23 protein-coding genes are annotated in these 19,997 nt (G+C 64.2%); 4 read left to right on the top strand and 19 right to left on the bottom strand.

The window, feature by feature from the left end; genetic code table 11:
- Positions 1-20 precede the first annotated feature (20 nt).
- The 4 genes from E5678_RS18410 to E5678_RS18425 all read right to left on the bottom strand — a co-directional run bounded on the left by E5678_RS18410 (position 21) and on the right by E5678_RS18425 (position 2,974).
- On the bottom strand, positions 21-710 hold the full coding sequence (locus tag E5678_RS18410) for a phosphatase PAP2 family protein (RefSeq protein WP_168708604.1): 690 nt from the start codon (positions 708-710) through the stop codon (positions 21-23).
- A gap of 242 nt (positions 711-952) precedes the next feature.
- Entirely contained in the window at positions 953-1,390 is a 438-nt protein-coding gene (locus tag E5678_RS18415; protein ID WP_136179878.1) for a YbaN family protein, read from the bottom strand.
- Positions 1,390-1,794 (bottom strand): SirB2 family protein, encoded by a 405-nt coding sequence (locus tag E5678_RS18420; protein WP_136179879.1) that lies wholly within the window; start codon positions 1,792-1,794, stop codon positions 1,390-1,392. Before E5678_RS18420 ends, E5678_RS18415 begins: the two co-directional genes overlap by 1 nt.
- 76 nt (positions 1,795-1,870) lie before the next feature.
- The gene (locus E5678_RS18425) at positions 1,871-2,974 is read right to left on the bottom strand and encodes an alkene reductase (RefSeq protein WP_136179880.1); all 1,104 of its coding nucleotides are present in this window, start codon (positions 2,972-2,974) and stop codon (positions 1,871-1,873) included.
- A 160-nt stretch (positions 2,975-3,134) separates the two neighbouring features.
- Here E5678_RS18425 and E5678_RS18430 point away from each other — a divergent pair, with 160 nt between their 5' ends.
- The 3 genes from E5678_RS18430 to E5678_RS18440 all read left to right on the top strand — a co-directional run bounded on the left by E5678_RS18430 (position 3,135) and on the right by E5678_RS18440 (position 5,264).
- On the top strand, positions 3,135-4,148 hold the full coding sequence (locus tag E5678_RS18430) for an LLM class flavin-dependent oxidoreductase (protein WP_136180860.1): 1,014 nt from the start codon (positions 3,135-3,137) through the stop codon (positions 4,146-4,148).
- Positions 4,149-4,197: 49 nt separating this feature from the next.
- Entirely contained in the window at positions 4,198-4,572 is a 375-nt protein-coding gene (locus E5678_RS18435) for a glutaredoxin (protein WP_136179881.1), read from the top strand.
- 137 nt (positions 4,573-4,709) lie between these two features.
- A complete protein-coding gene (locus E5678_RS18440; protein WP_136179882.1) occupies positions 4,710-5,264 on the top strand; it encodes a hypothetical protein in 555 nt (184 codons plus the stop codon).
- 28 nt (positions 5,265-5,292) lie between these two features.
- Here E5678_RS18440 and E5678_RS18445 read toward each other — a convergent pair whose 3' ends face one another.
- The 14 genes from E5678_RS18445 to ytfE all read right to left on the bottom strand — a co-directional run bounded on the left by E5678_RS18445 (position 5,293) and on the right by ytfE (position 17,638).
- A complete protein-coding gene (locus tag E5678_RS18445) occupies positions 5,293-5,901 on the bottom strand; it encodes a hypothetical protein (protein WP_136179883.1) in 609 nt (202 codons plus the stop codon).
- Complete coding sequence (locus tag E5678_RS18450) at positions 5,898-6,365, bottom strand: hypothetical protein (protein WP_136179884.1); 468 nt, start codon at positions 6,363-6,365, stop codon at positions 5,898-5,900. Before E5678_RS18450 ends, E5678_RS18445 begins: the two co-directional genes overlap by 4 nt.
- The gene (locus E5678_RS18455; protein ID WP_136179885.1) at positions 6,362-6,805 is read right to left on the bottom strand and encodes a hypothetical protein; all 444 of its coding nucleotides are present in this window, start codon (positions 6,803-6,805) and stop codon (positions 6,362-6,364) included. The genes E5678_RS18450 and E5678_RS18455 overlap by 4 nt, the downstream gene beginning before the upstream one ends.
- A 107-nt stretch (positions 6,806-6,912) precedes the next feature.
- Positions 6,913-8,745 (bottom strand): hybrid sensor histidine kinase/response regulator, encoded by a 1,833-nt coding sequence (locus E5678_RS18460; RefSeq protein WP_136179886.1) that lies wholly within the window; start codon positions 8,743-8,745, stop codon positions 6,913-6,915.
- Entirely contained in the window at positions 8,742-9,461 is a 720-nt protein-coding gene (locus tag E5678_RS18465; protein ID WP_136179887.1) for a response regulator transcription factor, read from the bottom strand. The genes E5678_RS18460 and E5678_RS18465 overlap by 4 nt, the downstream gene beginning before the upstream one ends.
- 99 nt (positions 9,462-9,560) lie before the next feature.
- Entirely contained in the window at positions 9,561-10,868 is a 1,308-nt protein-coding gene (locus tag E5678_RS18470; RefSeq protein WP_136179888.1) for an acyl-CoA dehydrogenase family protein, read from the bottom strand.
- Positions 10,869-11,003: 135 nt separating this feature from the next.
- Complete coding sequence (gene ubiD, locus E5678_RS18475) at positions 11,004-12,488, bottom strand: 4-hydroxy-3-polyprenylbenzoate decarboxylase (RefSeq protein WP_136180861.1); 1,485 nt, start codon at positions 12,486-12,488, stop codon at positions 11,004-11,006.
- Between the two features lie 5 nt (positions 12,489-12,493).
- Positions 12,494-13,087 carry a UbiX family flavin prenyltransferase gene (locus E5678_RS18480; protein ID WP_136179889.1) on the bottom strand — a complete coding sequence of 198 codons (594 nt, stop codon included), beginning with the start codon at positions 13,085-13,087 and terminating at the stop codon, positions 12,494-12,496.
- A 22-nt stretch (positions 13,088-13,109) separates the two neighbouring features.
- Positions 13,110-13,523: a putative zinc-binding protein gene (locus E5678_RS18485; RefSeq protein WP_136179890.1), complete on the bottom strand. Its 414-nt coding sequence runs from the start codon at positions 13,521-13,523 to the stop codon at positions 13,110-13,112.
- Complete coding sequence (locus tag E5678_RS18490) at positions 13,510-14,016, bottom strand: SCP2 sterol-binding domain-containing protein (RefSeq protein ID WP_136179891.1); 507 nt, start codon at positions 14,014-14,016, stop codon at positions 13,510-13,512. The genes E5678_RS18485 and E5678_RS18490 overlap by 14 nt, the downstream gene beginning before the upstream one ends.
- A gap of 28 nt (positions 14,017-14,044) precedes the next feature.
- On the bottom strand, positions 14,045-14,662 hold the full coding sequence (locus E5678_RS18495; protein ID WP_136179892.1) for a hemolysin III family protein: 618 nt from the start codon (positions 14,660-14,662) through the stop codon (positions 14,045-14,047).
- A gap of 25 nt (positions 14,663-14,687) precedes the next feature.
- Positions 14,688-15,602 (bottom strand): U32 family peptidase, encoded by a 915-nt coding sequence (locus tag E5678_RS18500; RefSeq protein ID WP_136179893.1) that lies wholly within the window; start codon positions 15,600-15,602, stop codon positions 14,688-14,690.
- Between the two features lie 143 nt (positions 15,603-15,745).
- Positions 15,746-16,780, bottom strand: coding sequence for a peptidase U32 family protein (locus tag E5678_RS18505; RefSeq protein WP_136179894.1), 1,035 nt, complete (start codon positions 16,778-16,780; stop codon positions 15,746-15,748).
- Between the two features lie 138 nt (positions 16,781-16,918).
- A complete protein-coding gene (gene ytfE / locus E5678_RS18510) occupies positions 16,919-17,638 on the bottom strand; it encodes an iron-sulfur cluster repair protein YtfE (protein WP_136179895.1) in 720 nt (239 codons plus the stop codon).
- A 126-nt stretch (positions 17,639-17,764) separates the two neighbouring features.
- Here ytfE and E5678_RS18515 point away from each other — a divergent pair, with 126 nt between their 5' ends.
- A complete protein-coding gene (locus E5678_RS18515; protein ID WP_136179896.1) occupies positions 17,765-18,241 on the top strand; it encodes an Rrf2 family transcriptional regulator in 477 nt (158 codons plus the stop codon).
- Between the two features lie 27 nt (positions 18,242-18,268).
- Here E5678_RS18515 and ccoG read toward each other — a convergent pair whose 3' ends face one another.
- Positions 18,269-19,690: a cytochrome c oxidase accessory protein CcoG gene (ccoG, locus tag E5678_RS18520; RefSeq protein ID WP_136179897.1), complete on the bottom strand. Its 1,422-nt coding sequence runs from the start codon at positions 19,688-19,690 to the stop codon at positions 18,269-18,271.
- Between the last annotated feature and the right edge of the window lie 307 nt (positions 19,691-19,997).

Here is a 19,997-nt window from a genome sequence, read left to right on the forward strand (position 1 = left end):
GCGGGTTATGCAGCGCTTCCCTAGCGTTTCACGAACGTTTTTGCCAGTTGCAGCCACAGCACCGCCCAGGCCGATCCGAACGCCCAACCACCGATCACGTCGGTGGCCCAATGCACGCCCAGCGCAATGCGGCTGAGCCCGACCAGCAGTGTGATGAAGCCGGCGATCAGCAAGATGTAGAAACGCTCGCCGGTGCGTTTGTGGGTAGCGGCGATCAGGGCGCCGACGGTCAGGTAGGCGATGGCCGACATGCTGGCGTGGCCGCTGGGAAAGCTCAAGCCTGATGCCGCGAGTTCGGCGAACGTGAGATCGGGTCGGGTTCGGCCAAAAAAGGCTTTGAACACGCTGACCAGCAGGGTGCCCGAGATCATGGCCACCGCCACCAAGGCCGCCATGCGCCTTGAGCTGAACAGCGCCAGGTACACCACGGTGATCACTGTGAACAGGGTCAACACCGACACGCTGCCCAGCCCGGTGATGTCGCGCATCATGTCTGAGAGGATGGGGTATTGCTCGCGCAGGGCTTGAGCAAAGCGCAGGATGTGCTGGTCAAAGCCCTGGGTTTCGCCTTCCACCACTTCTGAGCCCAGCTTCAAAAAAACGAACACCATGGCCATCACGAACGAGCCGGCGAGCAAGGGGCGCCACAGGCTCCGAAAAGGGTCGCCATTCGGTGGGATGGGGCTGGGGCTTTTGGAGAGTGAGGTCATGGACACGAGGCGTTGGAGCGCGCGGAATTGATCTGCTTTTTTGAACATACAGCGAGAGAAATGCCCCGATCAAGGGGCAGAGCGGAACCGGATTCGCCAGGCCACCAGTGTGCCTTGCAGGCCGCGTCGGTGCCAGACGCACCGACTCTTCGGACGGTCCCAGGCCGAGCAGACAGGCTGGGAGCCGCGGTCCTCAACCCCCTTGAGGGGGTGACGGCGCGCAGCGCCGGCGCAGGGGTGTGTCAAAGCCTTCGGGTGGGGATGCGCAAGACCACAAAGGCCCCGATGGCGCCGGTGAGCAGCAACACCAGCTGCACAAGCAGCCGCCCGCGAAAGCTCCAGATCGAAAAACCCACCATGACCAGCATGGACAACACCGCGATGGTTTTGGTTCGCTGGGTCAAGCTGTGGTCGCGCTCCCAGTCGCGCAACATGGGACCGAACCAGCGGTGGTTGAGCAGCCAGGCGTGCAGTTTGGGCGAGGCTTTGGCGTAGCACGCGGCGGCGAGCAAGATGAAGGGGGTGGTGGGCAGGCCGGGCAGCACCACTCCGATCAGGCCCAGGGCCAGCGACACGCTGCCCGCGATCCACAACAGCACGCGCACGGTGCGCGAGCGGTGCAAGGTGGCGGTGCCGGGGGTGACGTCGGCGTGGTGGTTGGTGGGTGGTGTGGGGGGCATCAGGACCACCAGCCGAGCGGACTGTGGTGGATGGCGATGGACGCCATGAAAGCAACGCACAGCAGGGCCGCTGCGAAGAACGCCGCTTTGGCGATACGGGTGGGCGCACGCTTGAGCGCGTAGGAGCCGAGCAGGATATAGACCACCAGCAACACCAGCTTGGCCCCCAGCCAGTGGTCTTGCCAGGGGTTGAACTGGAACATGAACCAGAGTGTGCCGCCAGCGCTGAGCAGGCCCACGTCGATCCACACGCTCAGGCCCCGCCAGGCCTGGCGCATCGGCCATATCTGCCCCGCCAGCACACCGAGTCCCCGGGTTGTGAAGAGGCTGACGCTGGCAATCACCAGCGCAATGTGGGTCCAGAAAGCGAGCGGGTAGGCCCAGGCGATGGTTTCGGGTTGCATGGCCGAATGATAGGCAGGTTTCGGCGGGCCGATTCCCTGTACGGTTCGGGCGGGTCAAAACCGTGTTTGAGGCGGCTCAGCCCGTCAGCGTGGGGTAGTCGGTGTAGCCCTTGGCGCCGCCGCCGTAGAAGGTGGCCCGCTCGGCTTTGTTGAATGGACCACCGGCCATCAAGCGCGCGACCAGATCGGGGTTGGCGATGTAGGAGCGGCCATAGGCCACCAGATCATCGCCATCCTTGAGCGCCTGTTCGGACATTGGCAGGTCATAGCCGTTGTTCACCATCCAGGCCCCTTGGCCGCCGGCGCTGCGGTAGGCGGCTTTCATGGCGGCGTAGTCGAACGGGCGCTCGGGCAGGTCGCGCGGGCCACCGGTGGAGCCTTCGATGATGTGCAGGAAGGCCAGCTTGAGCGGAGCCAGCTCGCGCATCACGTATTCAAACAGCGGCTGGGGGGCGTCGTCGTCGGCATCGTTGGCGGGGGTCACTGGCGACAGGCGGATGCCCGTGCGGTCGCCACCGATGGCGTCGGTCACGGCGGCCAACACTTCGAGCAGGAAGCGGGCGCGGTTTTCGATGCTGCCACCGTAGTCGTCGGTGCGGCGGTTGCTGCCGGTTTTCAGGAACTGGTCGATCAGGTAGCCATTGGCGGCGTGGATTTCAACGCCGTCAAAGCCGGCCGCAATGGCGCTCAGGGCGGCGTGGCGGTAGTCCTGCACGATGCCGGGGATTTCTGCCGCGTCGAGTGCACGGGGCTCGGAGGTGTCAACAAAGGCGGGCAAGCCGTCTTTGAACAGCACGGTTTTGGCATTGGCGCGGATGGCCGAGGGCGCCACGGGCGCGCCGAAGTGGGGCTGCAGCTCGGTGTGGGAAATGCGGCCCACATGCCAGAGCTGGGTGACGATTTTGCCGCCCGCTGCGTGCACGGATTCCGTGACGGCTTTCCAGCCTTCGACGTGTTCCTGGGCATAGATCCCGGGCACATCGGAGTAGCCCTGGGCTTGCTGGGAGATGGCGGTGGCTTCGGTGATCAACAGGCCGGCGCTGGCGCGCTGGGTGTAGTACGTGGCCATCAGCGGGGTGGGGATGGCGTCGGGCGCGCGGTTGCGCGTGAGCGGCGCCATGACGATGCGGTTGGCCAGGTGGATGGCGCCGACTTGGATGGGATCAAACAAAGTGGTCATGGGTCGATTGGGTGCGTTCGTTGGCGGGAATGGCACAAGCCTATGCCTGTTGGCGTTTTGCCGCCAGCGCCTGGTTGACAGGGCCCGCCCTTTGTGGGGCATCTTCGCGAAGCTGGCTGCAAAGCGGCGCATAAAGTCTGACAATGCGCAGATGACATCCTTGAAATCCCTGAAAGACATCCGCCTGTCCATGCTCGATCTGGTGGCCGTGCGCGAAGGCGGCACCGTGGCCGACGCGCTGGCCATCGCTTTGCGCACCGCCCAACACGCCGAACGGCTCGGTTTCGAGCGCTACTGGCTGGCCGAACACCACAACATGAGTGGCATCGCCAGCTCGGCCACGGCCGTGCTGGTGGGGCACATCGCGGGCGGCACGGCCACCATGCGGGTGGGCTCGGGCGGCGTGATGTTGCCCAACCACGCGCCGCTGGTGGTGGCCGAAGCCTTTGGCACGCTGGCCGAGATGTACCCCGGGCGCATCGATCTGGGCCTGGGCCGCGCACCCGGCACCGACCCGATGACCATGCGGGCCCTGCGCCGCGACCGACACGAATCGGAAGATGACTTTCCACGCGACGTGGCCGAGCTGCAGCGCTTGCTGGGTGATGCGCAGCCGGGCCAGAAACTCATCGCCATGCCGGGCGCGGGCACGCATGTGCCGATCTGGTTGCTGGGCTCCAGCCTGTTTTCGGCGCAATTGGCGGCGGAGCGCGGCTTGCCGTATGCGTTTGCCTCGCATTTCGCGCCGCGCTATTTGATGCAGGCGCTGGAAATGTACCGCCACAATTTCAAGCCCTCGGCTCAGCTGGCCAAGCCCTATGTGATTGTGGGTGTGCCGTTCATTGGCGCGCCCACCGACGACGAAGCGCAGTACCTGGCGAGCAGCACCTACCAGCGTGTGCTCGGTATCCTGACCGGACGCCGTGGCCAGTTGCCCGCGCCGGTGGAAGGCTTCATGGACAACCTCGACGGCCAGGCCAAAGCCGCGATCGCCGATTTCCTGGCTTGCGCCGTGATCGGCGGACCGGAGACGGTGCGGGCCGGTTTTCAGCAACTGGCCGATGCCACACAGGCCGATGAGTTCATGATCGTGAGCGATCTGTTTGATCCGGCGTTGCGTCTGCGTTCGCTGGACATTGCGGCGGCATCGTTGCGCGACCCCGTCGCGAGCTGAGTCGCCTGCCGGCCTTTTTCGCCCCCTGTTTCTCACGCTGAAAGCCTTCATGCCACGCCCCATCCTGAACGAAGAACAATTGCACCCTGCCATTCGAGAGCGTGTGGCCCAAGACCATGCCGACATCGTGCAAGAGGTGAGCGCCGCAGTGGCGAAGAACGATGTGGTGGTGGTGGGCATGGCCATGAACCCTTTTTGCAAGAAGGCCCGCAAGCTGCTCGATGGCGCCGGTCAGACTTTTCAATATCTGGAATATGGCAGCTACACCAGCAGCTGGCGGCGGCGCAACGCGCTCAAGCTGTGGACCGGGTGGCCCACGTTTCCCATGGTGTTCGTGAAAGGCATGCTGGTGGGCGGCGCGCAGGAGCTTCAGGCGCTGGTGGAGCAAGGCGAGCTCAAGCGCTTGCTTGACCCAGCCACCTGATCTGATCCGCTTTCACCCTGGGGGGGTGAACGGTTGTCGGTGTGCGCCTTCTCAGGCATGACTTTGGGCACTGGTCTTGTGCCGCGCAAAGCGCTAGTCTCGGGTTTTGGTGAACAACCCTGGACGGGAGGTGCTGCATGTTTGATCGAACAACGCTGTTGGCCGCGGGCACGGTTTTGGCCACTTGCCTGGGGTTGCCGACGGCGGCCCTGGCTGGTGATGTGTTTGTTTGCGCGGAGTTGAAAGCGGCGGTGGCCGACGCTCAGCGGGGCTTTGCTTCGCACAAGGGCGCCTTGAACGCACGAGCCACCCCATCCAGCCCAGGCGGTGCACCCGACAAGACCTATCTGGCCAAAAAGACCATGGCCGGGGCAAAGGCTTGCAGCGTGGTGGACGTGAGCCTGGACGTGCCGAAGATGCGGGTCCGGCAAACGGGCTACAGCTGCCAGTTTGCGGCGCTGTCCAAACTCGACAAAGCACTGCGCGCCGAGTTGACGCGCTGCGTGGCCGGGGAGGTGGACGACCCTTCCGACCCCGATGACCTCACCATCTGGGTGGAGCGTGTGTCGTCGGGCGAGGGTTATCGCGGCACCGAGGTGCATGCGCAAGCGAACGCTGTGAACGGACTGACGCTGTGGGTGCGCCAGACGGTGTGCACCAACAAAGGCGACGGGCAGGCTTGCGAAGAGTGAACGAGTCGAGCCCAGCAGATCGCCAGTCTCAGTGCGTTCGAACCAGTTCAGCCGCAACAGCCATGGCGTTTTTCTGCTGTGCATCGGGTTGGTCATCGTCTTGCACTGCCACATGAAAGACATGGCCTTTGGCGATCCAGGACAGCTGGCGCCGCTTGGCTGACCATATGGCGTATTGGCCCAGCTCGGGCACGGGCGTGAGCTGTTGATTGGGGTAGCCCATCAAGACCCGTTCCCAATCCTTGGCTGCGACGCGCGAGGGCGCCCTGGTGATGGTCAACCGACCTTCTGAAGGAATCTGAACGTCGCGCCCGGCCATCTTCATGGTGTTTCTGGTTTTCGCTTTCCAGATGTAGGTGCACGACGGATAAGGCTTTTCCCGGCGTTTGAAAACCGCTTCGTTTGAGCTGTTGGGAAATAACTTTTGTACCAGGGTTGCCTCAAAAAATGGGCATGGTCCTGGTAGCGTGGCTGCGTGCGCTTGAACCCGCTCCATCATTTCCGCTGGCGTGGCCGAGTGTGCCAGCATGGGGGCACACAAGGCCAAGGCCAGCATGCCGAGTTGGTTGGGCCACCGCGTTGGGCGAGGGAATGCAGGCGTTGCCCCTGGCTCGGCAGGGAGGGTGTCGTGGTTCATTGGCAAGTGCCTCGGTGAAAGTGAAGGTCGTTGACGGCGATGTGCAAAACAAAGTCGTCTGGTTGGACCGACTTCACTTGGTAGAGCAAACTGTCCATACCGATCTTTCCCTGCGGCCTGTAGCGGTAAACCAGACCTGGCTTCATTTCCGATGCCGGGCCTGTTTGCGCCGCGAAGCTGCCGTCTGCAGCAAACCGGTAGTTGCGGTTTTCTGGAGAGCGTGTGTTGGGGAACTGGATATGGGTGTTGCACCAATCGCCTGCCAGGTAGGCCGGTGTGAGGCCCAGGTGCTCTGCAGTGGGCTCTGTGGCCGCCGCAACCATGCGCGGTTTGGCCGCTTTCGACACGGCAGGGTCCATCACGCTGTCTTTGCTTTCGCCGCAGCCGGACAGCAGCACCATGGCGGCCAGGTAAACCCCACCGATGGATAGCCAGCCTTTCTGATGGGCGGGGATTTGTGTCATTTGCAGGGACCTCTGCGAAAGTGCATGTCACCAAACACATCCAATACAAAGGCGTCTGGCTTGACCGACTTCACTTTGAAGAACCCGGCAATGGTGGCGAGCTTGATTTTTCCCTCGGGTTTGTAGAGGTAGAAGAAGCCTGACTGCATGGGCGCCGTCGCGGCTCCCCGGGTGGCGTAGGTGCCATCGGGATCCCATCGGTAGGGGGTGTTTTCTTCGGTGCGTTCCTTGGGGAACTGGATGTGGGTCTGGCACCATTCACCCTGCAGGTAGGCCGGTGTGAGGCCCAGGTGCTCCGCCGTGGGGGTGCCAGGGTCTTTGGCATGCGCGTTGCCCATGGCGAAGAAGGCCACCATGGCGATGGCCGATGCGAGCGCCAGGTCGACGACTCGACGATCAGGTGCGCTCCGGGTTGGCTGCTGGCCCATTTCGAACTTCATGTGCGGGATCCTCGTGTGTGACGGCTTCCCTAGGGTAGGTCGAAAGGCCTTGGCCCAACAGTGCCGAAAGTCATGTTTTGAGGCAGCCTGGTGTTTGCAGGGGCGCCTCAGACTTTTGCAATCAGCTTCGCCAGCGTCTGTAGCAGCACCTGCGCCACAACGGGTTTGAAGAGCACGGTGACCCCGGTGTCACGAACGCGCTGCAAGCGTTGCGGGGAAGTCTCGCCTGTCATCAACAGGAAGGGCAGGTCGGGGTTGAACGCGGCTCTCAATCGGTGAGCCGCCTCAAGTCCATCGGCGCCTTCGGCCAGACGGTAGTCACAAATCAAGGCGGCGAACGGCCGCCCTTCCTGGGCCGCCTGCCCGAATGCGTGCTCCGCAGCGGCTTCGTCGGTCACCACCTGGAGTTGCACGCCGTGCGAGCTCAACAAGGCGGCCATCGCATCGCCGATATCGACCTCGTCGTCCAGCAGCAACACCGGCGAAGGCAAGACCAGCGCCGGGGTTTGCTGGGCGGGTGCACGCGGGTGTATTCCCGACATGCTTGAGGCCGCGCCGGTGCGTGCCCCATCGGTCGCGGCAGCGATCAGGGCGGGAGGGCGGGCCTGGGCGAGCGGCAGGGTCAGGCGAAACCGCGTGCCCACGCCGGGCCGCGATGTCAGTTGCATAGGGTGGTGCAGCAAGTGGGACAGTCTGCGCACGATGGACAGCCCCATGCCAAGCCCTTGGCTGCGGTCGCGGCCGGGGTTGTGGACTTGATAAAACGCCTCAAAAACTTTTTCGCTGTTTTCGGGTGCGATGCCCCGCCCGGAGTCGATCACGTCAATCCAGACCTGGTCTTGCCTGGCCCGCACCCGCACCAAAACGCCGCCGTGGTCGGTGTATTTGATGGCGTTTTCCACCAGGTTGGCGAGCAGGCGCTGCAGCAAATGCGGGTCGGTCAGCACCCACAGCTCGGTGGTACGCAAACGCAGTTGCAGGCCTTTTTCTTCTGCCCGCGAAGCAAACAACTGGTTGAGCGCTTGCAGCATGGGCTTCAGGGGAACGGCGTTCAATTCGGGCTGCACCACGCCGGCGTCCAGGCGCGACATGTCGAGCATGGTGTCGAGCGAAGAGCCCATGACATGAACCGCTTGCATGAGCCGGTTGGCGTGTTGGCCTGCGTTGTGGTCTTGCAGCTCCCGTTCCAGAACGGCGCCAAACAGGGCGATGGCGTGCAGGGGCTGGCGAAGATCGTGGCTGGCCGAAGCAAAGAAGCGGGTCTTTTCGTCGCTCAGGCGTTGGGTCGCCGCCATCTGTTCGGCGATCTGTTCGGCCAGCGCTTCTTTTTCAAAGCGCGCCAACAGCGATTCGGTGAGCATCTTGTTGAGCGCCTGTGCGATTTGAAAAGTGGCCAGCAAATAGACCGCCACAAAAAATGCCAGAAACAGGTGGGTGTTGCTGCCGTGCCAGAGCAGGGCGCTGATCAGCCCGATGTTCATGGGCAGCACGAAGGCGAGCACCGACGGCCAGCGCGCGGCCACCGCCGGCAAACCTGTGCTGCACAGACCAACGATGACGAGCACGATCATCGACGTCATGGGCAGGTTGTCGGCGGGCATCATCATCCAGGGGAGCGCCCCCCAGATGCACGAGAAAAAGACCATTTCCTGCCAATGCCTGCGCGCCCAGAAGGCGCTGCGCTCGGCTGCGGCCGGATCGCGGTGGTAGGCCGCCTGGCTGGGGTAGCGCAACAACTCCAGGAAATGCAGGCCAACCCAAGCCAACACCCAGGGGCTGTGCAATTGCCAGTAGAAAAGCCCCCCGACCGTCCAGGCCAACAAGGCGTCGGCCACCGTGGCGCTGCCGAGCGTGGAAAAGAGCGATGCCACCTGCTCACGCAGCACCCGCTGTGCGGTGGCGGCGTCGACGACAACGGTGGTGGGGGCCTTGGGCGTCAACGCAATTGGCTGATGAGTTGGGCCCGTGAACGTGCGCCCAACATCAGCAGCAAGGTGGAGACGTGGTTCTTGACCGTGCCTTCGGTCAAATTCGCATGGTCGGCGATCTGGCGGTTGGACCACCCAGTCAGGATCCAGTCGAGCACCTGGGCCTGTCGCGCCGAGACTTGCACCCATTCCCCTGAGGCTGTGCGCACCGCTCGACCATCGGCCAATGGGGGTGTGTTCGCCGGCGTTGTTGCTGGCCGGGGCTGGCCGTTGGCCAGGAGGCTCGGGGAAGCTGCTGGGGGCAGGCTGATGAGATCCAGGGCTTCGATGTAGCGCACCACCTGATCGAGGTCGCCCGATTTGGTCAGGTAGGCGCTGGCACCCAGGGCCAGCGCGTCGCGCTGAAGGCCGGGGTCGCTGACGCCCGACAGCACGACCACATGGGCATTGGGGTAGCGGCTCATGAACGCGCTCACGCCCGACAGGCCGTGTGCATCGGGCAAGTGCAGATCAAGCAGCACCAGCTGGATGGCGGTGGCGTTTTCCGCAAACACCGCCAACGCCTCTTGCAGGCTGTGGGCTTCAAAGACATTCAACACCTGACCATGGGCCTGCGCATGGGATTGCACCAGTGTGCGAAGCCCGAGGCGGAGCAGCTCATGGTCATCGACCACCAGCAAACCCTTGATCAAGGGGGCATCGGGGTGGGGATTCGGTTCGGGGTCCATGGCTTTGCTGATATTAGATGAGTTCGCCGGCGTCACAAAGCCTCACATCTTTGGCGCCCTTGGTCGGGTCGCCCAGCGGTGACCCGCAGGTCGACTGCGTCACGCCGAGAGGTGGGGTGGTGTGCGCATTTGCTCGGGGGTGGTGAAGTAGGCCGCTGAAGCGCCCATGCGCGCCTTGGCCAGTGCCAGTTCGTGCCGCGCCACACTGCGCAGGTGCACTTCATCGGGCCCGTCCATCAAGTGCAGGGCCCGGCCCCAGGTCCAGAAATAGGCCAGCGGTGTGTCGGGCGACAGGCCCATGGCGCCGAAGATCTGCATGGCGCGGTCCATCACCCGCGTTTGCAGCCCGGCGGCCACCACCTTGATCGCAGCCACCTGCGCGCGCACGTTGGCCACGTCGGTGCGTTCGGGGAGGTCGAGCAACCAGGCGCAGCGCAACACCAGCAAGCGCGCCTGATCGATCTCGATGCGCGACTGCGCGATCCATTCCTGCACGTTGGCGTAGTCGGACAAGTGCCGCCCAAAGCTCTCGCGCTCCAGTGCGCGCTCGCTGGCCATTTCCAGCGCCAGCTCGCATTGTCCGATGGTGCGCATGCAGTGGTGCACGCGCCCGGGGCCAAGGCGCGCTTGCGCCATGGAAAAACCGTCGCCCCAGCCCCCGAGCAGGTGGTCGGCGGGCACGCGCACGTTGCGAAACACGATCTCGCAGTGCCCTTCGGGTGCGTGGTGGTGCACCACCGGAATGTTGCGCACCACCTCAACACCTGGCGTGTTCAAGGGCAGCAGCAGCATGCTGTGGCCATGGTGTTTGTCAGCTGCAGCGTCGCTGGTGCCGGTGCTTTCATCCGCGTTGCGGGCCATCACGATCAGCAGCCGGCAGTTCGGGTGTGCCACGCCGGTGATGAACCACTTGCGTCCGTTGAGCACCAGGGTGTCGCCGTCCCGCTTCACGGTGGTCTGCAGGTTGGTCGGGTCGGACGAGGCCACGTCGGGCTCCGACATGGCAAAGGCCGAGCGGATCTCGCCGTTCAGCAAAGGCTTAAGCCACTGCTTGCGTTGGGCCGGCGTGGCAAAGCGGTGCAGCAGCTCGGTGTTGCCGGTGTCGGGTGCGCTGCAGTTGAACACCTCGGCCGCCCAGGGCAAGCGGCCCATGGTCTCGGCCAACGGCGCGTAGTCGAGATTGCTCAGACGGGTGCCCGGCTCGTCATCGCGCAGACAGGGCAAGAACAGGTTCCAAAGACCCTCTTCACGCGCCAGGGATTTGAGGTCTTCCAGAAATGGAGGCGGGTAGATGCCTTGCTGAACCGACTGGTGCCAGGCCGCGTTGTGCGGCAGCACGTAGCGCTGCATGAAGGTGCCCAGGCGCTGTTGCAGTGTCTGGGCAAGGGGGCTGTGTTCAAAGTCCATGTGGCATTCTGGGCAACAGGCGGACGTGATCGTTTGCACGCCGGGGACAGTCCCAGGGGTTTGTGGCCCGGCGTTGATCTGGATCAAACCGACCTTGCCGGCAACCGCTTGCTCAGGCCTTGGGCATCGTCAACGTCAAAGGCCCAGCCGATTGGCCAGGTTGTTCATGCGCTGGCTCACCGCTGGGCTCATGCTCATCACGCGGCCCCATTCGCGTTGTGTTTCGCCCGGCCATTTGTTGGTCGCGTCCATGCCCATCTTGCTGCCCAGGCCGCTCACCGGCGAGGCGAAGTCGAGGTAGTCGATGGGGGTGTTCTCGATCATCATGCAGTCGCGCACCGGGTCCATGCGCGTGGTCATGGCCCAGATGACTTCCTTCCAGTCGCGCACGTCCACGTCTTCGTCCACCACCAGCACAAACTTGGTGTACATGAACTGGCGCAAGTGGCTCCACACACCCATCATCACCCGCCGCGCATGGCCGGGGTAGGCCTTGCGGATCTGCACCACGGCCATGCGGTAGCTGCAGGCTTCGGGGGGCAAATGAAAATCGGTGATCTCGGGGAACTGGCGCTGCAGGAGCGGGATGAACAGTTCGTTCATTGCCAGCCCGAGCACAGCGGGTTCGTCGGGCGGCTTGCCGGTGTAGGTCGAGTGGTAGATGGCGTCGCTTCGCATCGTGATGCGCTCCACCGTGAACACCGGGAATTCGGCGCGTTCGTTGTAGTAGCCGGTGTGGTCGCCGTAAGGGCCTTCCAGTGCGTGTTGCCAGCCGCTGGGGTGCGTGGCGTCGGGCAGGATGTGGCCTTCGAGCACGATCTCGGCCGAGGCCGGCACCTTGAGCGGCACGCCCAGGGCCGATGTCACTTCGGTGCGTGCACCCCGCAGCAAGCCGGCAAACTGGTATTCGGAGAGGCTGTCGGGCACGGGCGTGACCGCACCGAGGATGGTGGCCGGATCGGCGCCCAACGCGACGGCCACCGGGTAGGGCTGGCCGGGGTTCTGCTGGCAATGGTCGCGAAAGTCGAGCGCGCCGCCGCGGTGCGCCAGCCAGCGCACGATGAGCTGGTTGCGTGACAACACCTGCTGGCGGTAGATGCCGAGGTTTTGCCGCGTTTTGTGCGGGCCTTTGGTGATCACCAGGCCCCAGGTGATGAGGGGCGCCACGTCGTCGGGCCAGCAATGTTGAATGGGCAGGCGGGCGAGATCCACATCGGTGCCTTCCCAAACCACGTCCTGGCAGGGTGCGGACGATCGATCCTTGGGCGTCATGTGCCACAGGGTCTTGAGCATGCTGCTCAGACCCACCATGTCTTTCAGGCCCTTGGGCGCTTCAGGCTCTTTGAGGGCGGCCAGTACCTCGCCGAAGCGGCGCAGGTCGGCCAGTTTCCCCACGCCCATGGCGCGCGCCACGCGGGACGTGGTGCCAAACAGGTTGCCCAGCACGGGCAAGGTGTGGCCCGGCACATTTTCAAACAGCAGGGCCGGGCCCTCGGCCCGCAGCACGCGGTCGCACAGCGCCGTCATTTCCAGGTGCGGTGACACCGGTTCCCGCACACGCCGCAAATCGCCTGTGCTTTCGAGCAAGGTCATGAAGTCGCGCAGGTCTTTGTAAATCAAGGGGCTCACACTGTTTCGGAGGCCGCGTGCAAACCCGCCCAGCGGCTGCTCAGGATGTGCGGCACATCGAGGAGATCGAGCACGCGGGCCACGCTGGCGCTCACGATGTCGTCCACCGTCTGTGGCTTCAGATAGAACGCGGGCATGGGCGGACAGACGATAGCCCCCATTTCGGTCACGCTCACCATGTTGCGCAGGTGGCCCAGGTGCAATGGCGTCTCGCGCGCCATCAGCACCAGGCGGCGCCGTTCTTTGAGCATCACGTCGGCGGCTCGGGTGATCAGGTTGTCAGACAGGCCGTGGGCGATGGCCGCGAGTGTGCGCATGGAGCAGGGCGCCACCACCATGGACTGGCAGCGAAACGAGCCGCTGGCCGGGCCGGCGCCGATGTGAGCGGCGTCGTGCAGCGTGTGCACCAAAGGGCTCAGCGCGTCGGGGCCCATACCGAGTTCGTGGCGCAGCGTGAGCCAGCCTGCGTCGGACACCACCAGGTGGGGTTCGATGCCGGGTGCGCTGCCCAGGGCTTGCAGCAGGCGCAGGCCGTACACCGCGCCGCTGGCGCCGGTGATGGCGACCAGCACACGGCGGGGGACTGCCATGGGATCGATGGGGATACCCGGTTCACGCATGGGCTGAAGCGGTTCTCGCTGGGTCGGGTGCTTGCTGCAGCGGATGCTCACGCAGGTCGGCACTCACCTGGTCCAGCACGGCCGCCGCTTGCGTCGGGTCAAAGTCTTCATGCTGGCGCTTGCGCACGCCGTGGGTGTGCAACTGGTGGTAGCGGTCGGGCTGCAGACCATGGCGCGCCAGGCAGCTTTTGACGCAGGCCAGCGGGCAGCCGTCAAGCGCGACGATGGGGCGACCGGACTTTGCCGTTTTCACGAGGTGCGGCACGTCACCACCCACGCCGGCGATGCACGACATTTCGGCCAGGCCGCGCCGGTCCAGCTGCAAGGCCACATGGTTGGCGAGCTGGGCGGCGCTGGAGCAGCCCGAGCAGGCATACACGAGCGGGAGGGCTTCAGTGTCTTTCATGGAACGATGGCGCGCGGGTGGTCCGTGGGCCTTTGAATCGGGCCAGCACGGCCGAGGGTTTCCAGGCCGCCAGATCGAGCACGGGGAGCTCCATGGCGTCGAGTGCGTTCTTGACCACCAGACCCAGCTCGGTGTCCCCTTGCATGGACAGGCGGCGGTTGAAGAACAGCGTATCGGGGTCGTCCAGGCGCCGGGCCAGGCGCACAAAATCGTGGGCGTTGGCGCTCAGCGTGAGGTCGGGGGCGGTCGCCTCCGGCGACGCGGGGCGGAACCTGCCGCCGCGCCAGACAAAATCGAAATTCAGACGGGCGTCGCGCACCTCAATGCGAAAGCGCTTGTTCAGCAAGACCTGGGTGACGTCGCCAGGCAACTGCCGGGCCAGGACCAGATTCAAGCCAGTGACCAGCAGCAGAGAGCCCGGGAAGGCGGGCAGGCGGGCGAGAGCCGAGCCGATGGGTGCGGGCACCGTGGGGTGCGTGGTGTGAAGGGTCATCGGATGGATCCAGGGTAGGCGCGGGGGTTCAGGCCACGTACATCAACATCGTGAAAAAGTGGCAGGTGCTGCCGGCGAGCACGAACACATGCCACACGCCGTGGCCGTGGCGCAGTTTGTGGTCGGTGGCGTAGAAGGCGATGCCCAGCGTGTAAAAGGCGCCACCAGCGGCCAGCCAGGCGAATCCGCCGGGCGTGAGCGCCTGCCACAACGGCACCACGGCGACGACGGCCAGCCAGCCCATCAGCACATAGATCACCATCGACCACACGCGTGCGCCGCGCGCCAGCCAGACCTCTTGCGCGATGCCGAGCAGGGCCAGGCTCCAGACGACGCCCAGCAGTGTCCAGCCCCAGGGGCCGCGCAGCGAGACCAGCGCAATCGGCGTGTAGCTGCCCGCGATCAACAGGTAGATGCTGCAGTGGTCGAGCTTCTGGAACACTGCTTTGGCGCGCCCACGCAGGGCGTGGTAGAGCGTGGATGCGAGGTACAACAAGACCAGCGCCACCCCGTAGACACTGAAGCCGACGATCTTCCAGGGGTCGGCCAGCAGGGCGGCCAGGGTGATGAGCACGGTGGCGCCGATGAGGGCCAGCACCGCGCCCACCATGTGGCTGATGCTGTTGAAACGTTCGCCCACGATCATGTGTTTGTTCCCTCTTGCCGCTGGGTCAGGCAGCGACCGGCAAGCCGCCGGGCGCCACGCGGTTCAGCCCGGGTTGGCCGTGCCAGTAGCCGTTGCAATCTTCCGCTGGCAGGAGGGGCAGCAGCGCGTCCCGCGCCTGGGCGCCGCTCAGCGTCTGGCGTCGAACCGCGTCGTAAAGTGCGATCACCTCGGCGGTGTGCTGGGCTTGCGGGCTGATGCGCGCCATGTCCACACTCAGCGCCACCAGATCGTCCCAGGCGTCGATCAGGCTGTGCACCTTGGCCGACTGGGTCTGGATACCGTTGAGCACCAGGAACTCGGTGTCTTCGCGGGTTTTGAGCATCAAGCCGTCGGGGTGTTCGATGCAGCGGAACTGGCAATCGTCCTTGGGCAGATTGCAATGACGCGCGGTGAAACACCGGGCTGAGAAGGCCAGCGGCAGACGGCCGTGGGCGAACACCTCGGTCTGCAGACCCGCAGGGCGGGCGGCCTGCATCAGCGCGAGGTCGGACTTGGGCATCTCCAGCGGCGCCACCCAGCGTGTGGCCCCCATGCCGTGCATCCACTGCAGCGTCGGCTGGTTGTAGATGTTGAGGTGGGGCCCGGCGACAAAGCTGCGTGGGTGCGCATGCAAACTCTGCACCGCCCCCATGTCGTTGGCCTCGACGCCGTGCTCGGTTTGCGCGGTGATCTTGTGCATGGCACTCACGTCGGAGCCCGACTCCAGCAGCACCATGGTGGACAGCACCACCTCCTTGCCGGCCTCACGCAGCAGCGTGGCAATGTCGAACCAGTCAGACAGACGCAATTCGTGGCGTCGCGAGCAGGTCACTTCACCGAGGTAGACGGTGTCCACAGGCGTTGCCGCCATGGCCTCGTAAAAGTCGAAGGTGGTCAGACGCGGCCAGTAGTACTGCAAGGGTCCTAGCGCAAGTTTCATTTCAGTCATCCATCAAATGGCTCGAGTGCCAAATCGCGATCCGGAGCGCGTGTCCCAACCCAGCACACGCCGTGGAACCGGCTTTGCCGGGCCACAGGCGTGGTCCCCCTGGGGGGAAGCCGCGGAGCGGCGCAGGGGGGAATTCACTTCCAGGGCCGGTGGTAAGCGCCCAGCGTGTGCTGCTGGCCTTCGGCCACCTGATCGAGCGCCGACGTCCAGGCCCCCTTGGGGGCGTAGTGCTGCGGCTGGGCCAGACAGTGGTCGATGGCTTCGCGCCAGACCTTTGTCACCTGGGCCACATAGGCGGGGCTGCGCTGGCGGCCCTCGATCTTGATGGCGCGCACGCCGAACTGCAGCAGTTGCGGCAGCAGCGACAAAGTGTTGAGGCTGGTGGGCTCTTCGATGGCGTAGTAACTGTGGTCTTCTGCCACGTCAAAGCGGCCTTTGCACAGCGTGGGATATCCCGCGCTTTCGCCTGGGGCATAGCGGTCAATCAAAACGCCGTTGAGCCGCGACTCCAGCCCTTGGGGCGTTTCCTGCCAGCGCACCGCCTTGGGCGGCGAGCACACGCCGTGGGTGTTGGGGGATTCGCCGGTGACATATGAAGAGAGCGCACAGCGGCCCTCGACCATCACACACAGGCTGCCAAAGCCAAACACCTCGATCTCCACCGGCGTCTTCTGGATCACCTGGCGCACCTGGTCCAGCGAGAGCACGCGCGGCAACACCGCACGCGAAATGCCGAACTGCTGGTGGTACAGGTTGATGGCATCGAAATTGGTGGCCGAGCCCTGCACCGAGAGGTGCAAGCGCAGCTGCGGGTGGCGTTTGCAGGCATAGGCCATCAGGCCGGGATCGGCCAGGATGATGGCGTCTACGCCGAAGTTGGCCGCCTTGTCGACCGCGTGTTGCCAGCGTTCGGGCTGAGCCGCCTGCGGATACGTGTTGAGCGCCATGTAGACCTGACAGCCCCGGGCGTGGGCGTAGCTCACACCGCTGGCCATCGCTGCGTCGTCAAAATTCAGACCGGCGAAGTTGCGCGCGTTGGTGGCGTCGCGCAAGCCGAGGTAGACGCAGTTGGCGCCGTTGTCCACGGCCGCTTTGAGCGCGGGCAAACTGCCGGCCGGGCAGACGAGGTCGAGGGAGGGGGTGGGTGGGGTCGTGCGGTCTGAGGCCATGGCGGTTGCATCGTTGAGGGCGGACCTTGAGGGCCAGCCGGCGCGAAGGTAACAGGGCTGCAGCGGTTGAAGTTTGATTCAAGTCAAAGCGCGCCTGACTTGATCTGGCTCAAACCGGTGCACCTGCGGACGAATCACTCAAGCACAGCCGCAACCCGACCCACAGCCTTTTTGCACTTCAAACTGGGGGAACAACAGGTTGTTTTCCGTGTGGATGTGGCTGATCAGATCGTCTGAAAACTGGCCAATGCCGGCGTAGAGCGCGCGCCAGGTGTTGCAGGCGCCGGGGGGTGGATTGGCGTCGTTGGTCAGCGCCATCAGGCGCTCCAGTTGTGCTCCGTGGTCGGTGTGTTCGGCTCGCATCACCTGGATCGGCATATCGACGCCGCCCTGCACACCTTGCCGCAATGCCGGGAACAACACGGCCTCTTCTTTGGCCATGTGGTCCAGCAGCTCGGTCTCCATGGTCTCAAGGTGGTCGGCCAGGCCTTTGGGCACATGGGGGTTGTCGCGGTGCACCGCTTCAACACGGCGGGCCATGCGGATGAGCTCGGGCAGCTGCTCGCGGTGCACGGCGTGGAAGCGCGCCAGAATGTGATCGATCATGGCGCCGGGGGCCTGCGGCGGGGTGTCGATGTCGGGGCGGTCCAGGCGTGCCAGCTCTTCCAGCACGGCGGTTGTGTCCAGCTGCTTTTGTTCGCAAGCCTGTGCCAGCGGTATCTGGCCACCACAACAAAAATCGAGCTTCAGGCGGCGAAAGATGGCGGTGGCGCCGGGGAGCTCGACGGCGATCTGGCCGATGGCCTGCTGGGCGCGGTCGTTGTTTTCCTGGGTGGGATGTGCGGTGACTGGGTTCATGACGCTTCCTTAAACATGCATTTGAGATGAATATATTAAAAGATAAAATTCAACTCAAATGCATATTTCCTTGGAACTAGCCGGGCTATTCAAAAGAACGATGGGCGATGCCCTGGAGGGCCCCGCATGCGCTTGACCAACTGGAGTGACTACAGCCTGCGCGTGCTCATGTATTGCGCGGCTTGTGCTGCGCGTGAGCATCCCGCGACCGTGAGCGAAATCGCCAAAGCCCATGGGATTTCGCGCAGCCACCTCACCAAGATCGTGATGACACTCTCAGCCTTGGGCTGGCTGGAGACCACCCGGGGGCGGGGTGGTGGCTTGCGCCTGCTCAAGCCGGCCGGCGACATCGTGCTCGGTGAAGTGATTCGCCACACCGAGACCGATTTCACCCTGGTCGAGTGTTTTGATGCCGCCCACAACACCTGCCTGCTCGACGGTCACTGCCGTTTGAAGGGGGCGTTCAGAGAGGCCATGGATGCCTACCTGAAGGTGCTGGATGGCATCACACTGGCCGACCTGATCGCGCCCTTGTCTGCGGGCGGGCGGGGCACTCAACGGGTGCACTGGCTACCCGGTTTGCCCAGGCCCCTCGCACCCTGAGGAAAGACGGGGCGTTCAGCAAGGCACTCAGCGGGGCACCAGGAACGTGGACTTCAAGGTTTTGATCTCCGCCTGACTGTCTTCCATGGGCCGCACCACAATGCTCACCGGCAGGGTCTGGCCGGCCGCCGTCAACGCTTGTGCGGCGGGCAGCAAGAGGCGAACGGCGATCTTTCCGTCGCTGGTCGCGGCCACCGCCAGCTCATGCGCTGTGTCGAGCCGGATCCCGTCAGGTCCGGCCACCGAAATGGTGTACCGGTGGGGCTTTTCGTCGCTGTTGGTGATGTGCAGTGTGTAGGTGTTTTCAATATTGCCCGGGCCGGTCATGCGCGCGAGCGAGCCCCGGTCGCGGCTGAGATCAACCCGGAAGTCTGAGCGGTGTCCCAGGCTCCACAGGAAGCTGCTACCCAGCACCAGCAGCAGCGCGCCATAGATGAGCACACGCGGCCGAACCGCCCGCTTCAGCATTTGCGCCGCAGACCAGCCGTTTTCCATGGCGTTGCCCGAGGAGTAGCGGATCAACCCCGGTGCGTAACCCATCTTGCCCATGACGTCATCGCAGACATCGATGCAGGCTGCGCAGGCGATGCATTCGTTTTGCAGGCCGTCGCGAATATCGATACCGGTCGGGCAAACCTGCACGCACAGGGTGCAGTCAATGCAGTCGCCCAGTTCGAGGGCCTTGGGGTCGGCTTTGCGCGAGCGTGCCCCGCGGGCCTCACCACGCCCGGTGTCGTAAGCAATGACCAGCGAATCCATGTCGATCAGCGCACTCTGGAAGCGCGCGTACGGGCACATGTATTTGCACACCTGTTCGCGCAGGTAGCCCGCGTTGCCGTAGGTCGCGAAGCCGTAGAAAGCAATCCAGAAGGTGGCCCAGGGATCCACATGGAGTGCCAGCATCTGGGTGGCCAGGGCCTGAATGGGGATGAAGTAGCCGACAAAGGTGAAGCCTGTGAACAGGCCAATGAACAGCCATGCAATCTGTTTGCCGCCCTTGCGCGCGATCTTGTTCAGGCCCCAGGGCTGTGCGTCCAGGCGGATGCGCGCGCTCCGGTCGCCTTCCAGGCGCCGCTCGACCCACAGAAAAATTTCGGTGTAGACCGTTTGCGGACAGGTGTACCCGCACCAGAGCCGCCCGGCCAGGGCGGTGAAGAAAAACAGCGCCAGCGCGGAGAGCACCAGCAAAGCCGCGAGGTAGATGAAATCCTGGGGTTGCAGCACCAACCCAAACACGTAGAAATGGCGGGATTCCAGATCGAACAACAGCGCCTGACGGCCATTCCAGCTCAACCAGGGCATGCCGTAGAACACCAACTGCGTGAGCCAGACCATGGCCCAGCGCCAGCGCGCAAAGCGGCCGGTCACCGCACGCGGATAGATTTTCTCCTGCTTTTCATAGAGCGTGAGAAAGGCTGGTTGTTCGGTGGGTGGGGTGGCGTTGGACATGGTGGACTGCCGTTGGGCGTGGCGCTTAGCGGAGGCAGCGCGCCGGAGGAATCTTCGCTGGCTTGTTCTCCAGGGCGCAATGGTGGCCGGGGGGCAAACAGGTGGGCCCTGCGGGTACCCGGCTGCACATTGGGGCACCTTCAGGTGCCGGGAACCGCAGGATGATCATAGGCCAGCGCCCCCTGAGAGACACGTTGATGGTGTTGGGCTTGCCCTGGTCGCTGTGCAAGCCCATCGTTGCGGAAAACGGCCCAGGGAAACCCAGTACCAGGCGCTTCGCGGGGCTCCCAGTTTTCATCTGCCAGAT

The organism is Hydrogenophaga sp. PAMC20947 (assembly GCF_004795855.1).
In the GTDB taxonomy this organism is placed as follows: domain Bacteria; phylum Pseudomonadota; class Gammaproteobacteria; order Burkholderiales; family Burkholderiaceae_C; genus Hydrogenophaga.

What these genes read in the sequence shown, in the direction of transcription:
- E5678_RS18415 (WP_136179878.1), bottom strand. Translation starts at nt 1,390, where the DNA reads ATGCCCCCCACACCACCCACCAACCACCACGCCGACGTCACCCCCGGC.
- E5678_RS18440 (WP_136179882.1), top strand. Translation starts at nt 4,710, where the DNA reads ATGTTTGATCGAACAACGCTGTTGGCCGCGGGCACGGTTTTGGCCACT.
- E5678_RS18500 (WP_136179893.1), bottom strand. Translation starts at nt 15,602, where the DNA reads ATGAAACTTGCGCTAGGACCCTTGCAGTACTACTGGCCGCGTCTGACC.
- E5678_RS18465 (WP_136179887.1), bottom strand. Translation starts at nt 9,461, where the DNA reads ATGGACCCCGAACCGAATCCCCACCCCGATGCCCCCTTGATCAAGGGT.
- E5678_RS18485 (WP_136179890.1), bottom strand. Translation starts at nt 13,523, where the DNA reads ATGAAAGACACTGAAGCCCTCCCGCTCGTGTATGCCTGCTCGGGCTGC.
- E5678_RS18410 (WP_168708604.1), bottom strand. Translation starts at nt 710, where the DNA reads ATGACCTCACTCTCCAAAAGCCCCAGCCCCATCCCACCGAATGGCGAC.
- E5678_RS18495 (WP_136179892.1), bottom strand. Translation starts at nt 14,662, where the DNA reads ATGATCGTGGGCGAACGTTTCAACAGCATCAGCCACATGGTGGGCGCG.
- E5678_RS18505 (WP_136179894.1), bottom strand. Translation starts at nt 16,780, where the DNA reads ATGGCCTCAGACCGCACGACCCCACCCACCCCCTCCCTCGACCTCGTC.
- E5678_RS18420 (WP_136179879.1), bottom strand. Translation starts at nt 1,794, where the DNA reads ATGCAACCCGAAACCATCGCCTGGGCCTACCCGCTCGCTTTCTGGACC.
- ccoG (WP_136179897.1), bottom strand. Translation starts at nt 19,690, where the DNA reads ATGTCCAACGCCACCCCACCCACCGAACAACCAGCCTTTCTCACGCTC.
- E5678_RS18455 (WP_136179885.1), bottom strand. Translation starts at nt 6,805, where the DNA reads ATGAAGTTCGAAATGGGCCAGCAGCCAACCCGGAGCGCACCTGATCGT.
- E5678_RS18445 (WP_136179883.1), bottom strand. Translation starts at nt 5,901, where the DNA reads ATGAACCACGACACCCTCCCTGCCGAGCCAGGGGCAACGCCTGCATTC.
- E5678_RS18425 (WP_136179880.1), bottom strand. Translation starts at nt 2,974, where the DNA reads ATGACCACTTTGTTTGATCCCATCCAAGTCGGCGCCATCCACCTGGCC.
- E5678_RS18515 (WP_136179896.1), top strand. Translation starts at nt 17,765, where the DNA reads ATGCGCTTGACCAACTGGAGTGACTACAGCCTGCGCGTGCTCATGTAT.
- E5678_RS18435 (WP_136179881.1), top strand. Translation starts at nt 4,198, where the DNA reads ATGCCACGCCCCATCCTGAACGAAGAACAATTGCACCCTGCCATTCGA.
- ytfE (WP_136179895.1), bottom strand. Translation starts at nt 17,638, where the DNA reads ATGAACCCAGTCACCGCACATCCCACCCAGGAAAACAACGACCGCGCC.
- E5678_RS18450 (WP_136179884.1), bottom strand. Translation starts at nt 6,365, where the DNA reads ATGACACAAATCCCCGCCCATCAGAAAGGCTGGCTATCCATCGGTGGG.
- E5678_RS18480 (WP_136179889.1), bottom strand. Translation starts at nt 13,087, where the DNA reads ATGGCAGTCCCCCGCCGTGTGCTGGTCGCCATCACCGGCGCCAGCGGC.
- E5678_RS18470 (WP_136179888.1), bottom strand. Translation starts at nt 10,868, where the DNA reads ATGGACTTTGAACACAGCCCCCTTGCCCAGACACTGCAACAGCGCCTG.
- E5678_RS18490 (WP_136179891.1), bottom strand. Translation starts at nt 14,016, where the DNA reads ATGACCCTTCACACCACGCACCCCACGGTGCCCGCACCCATCGGCTCG.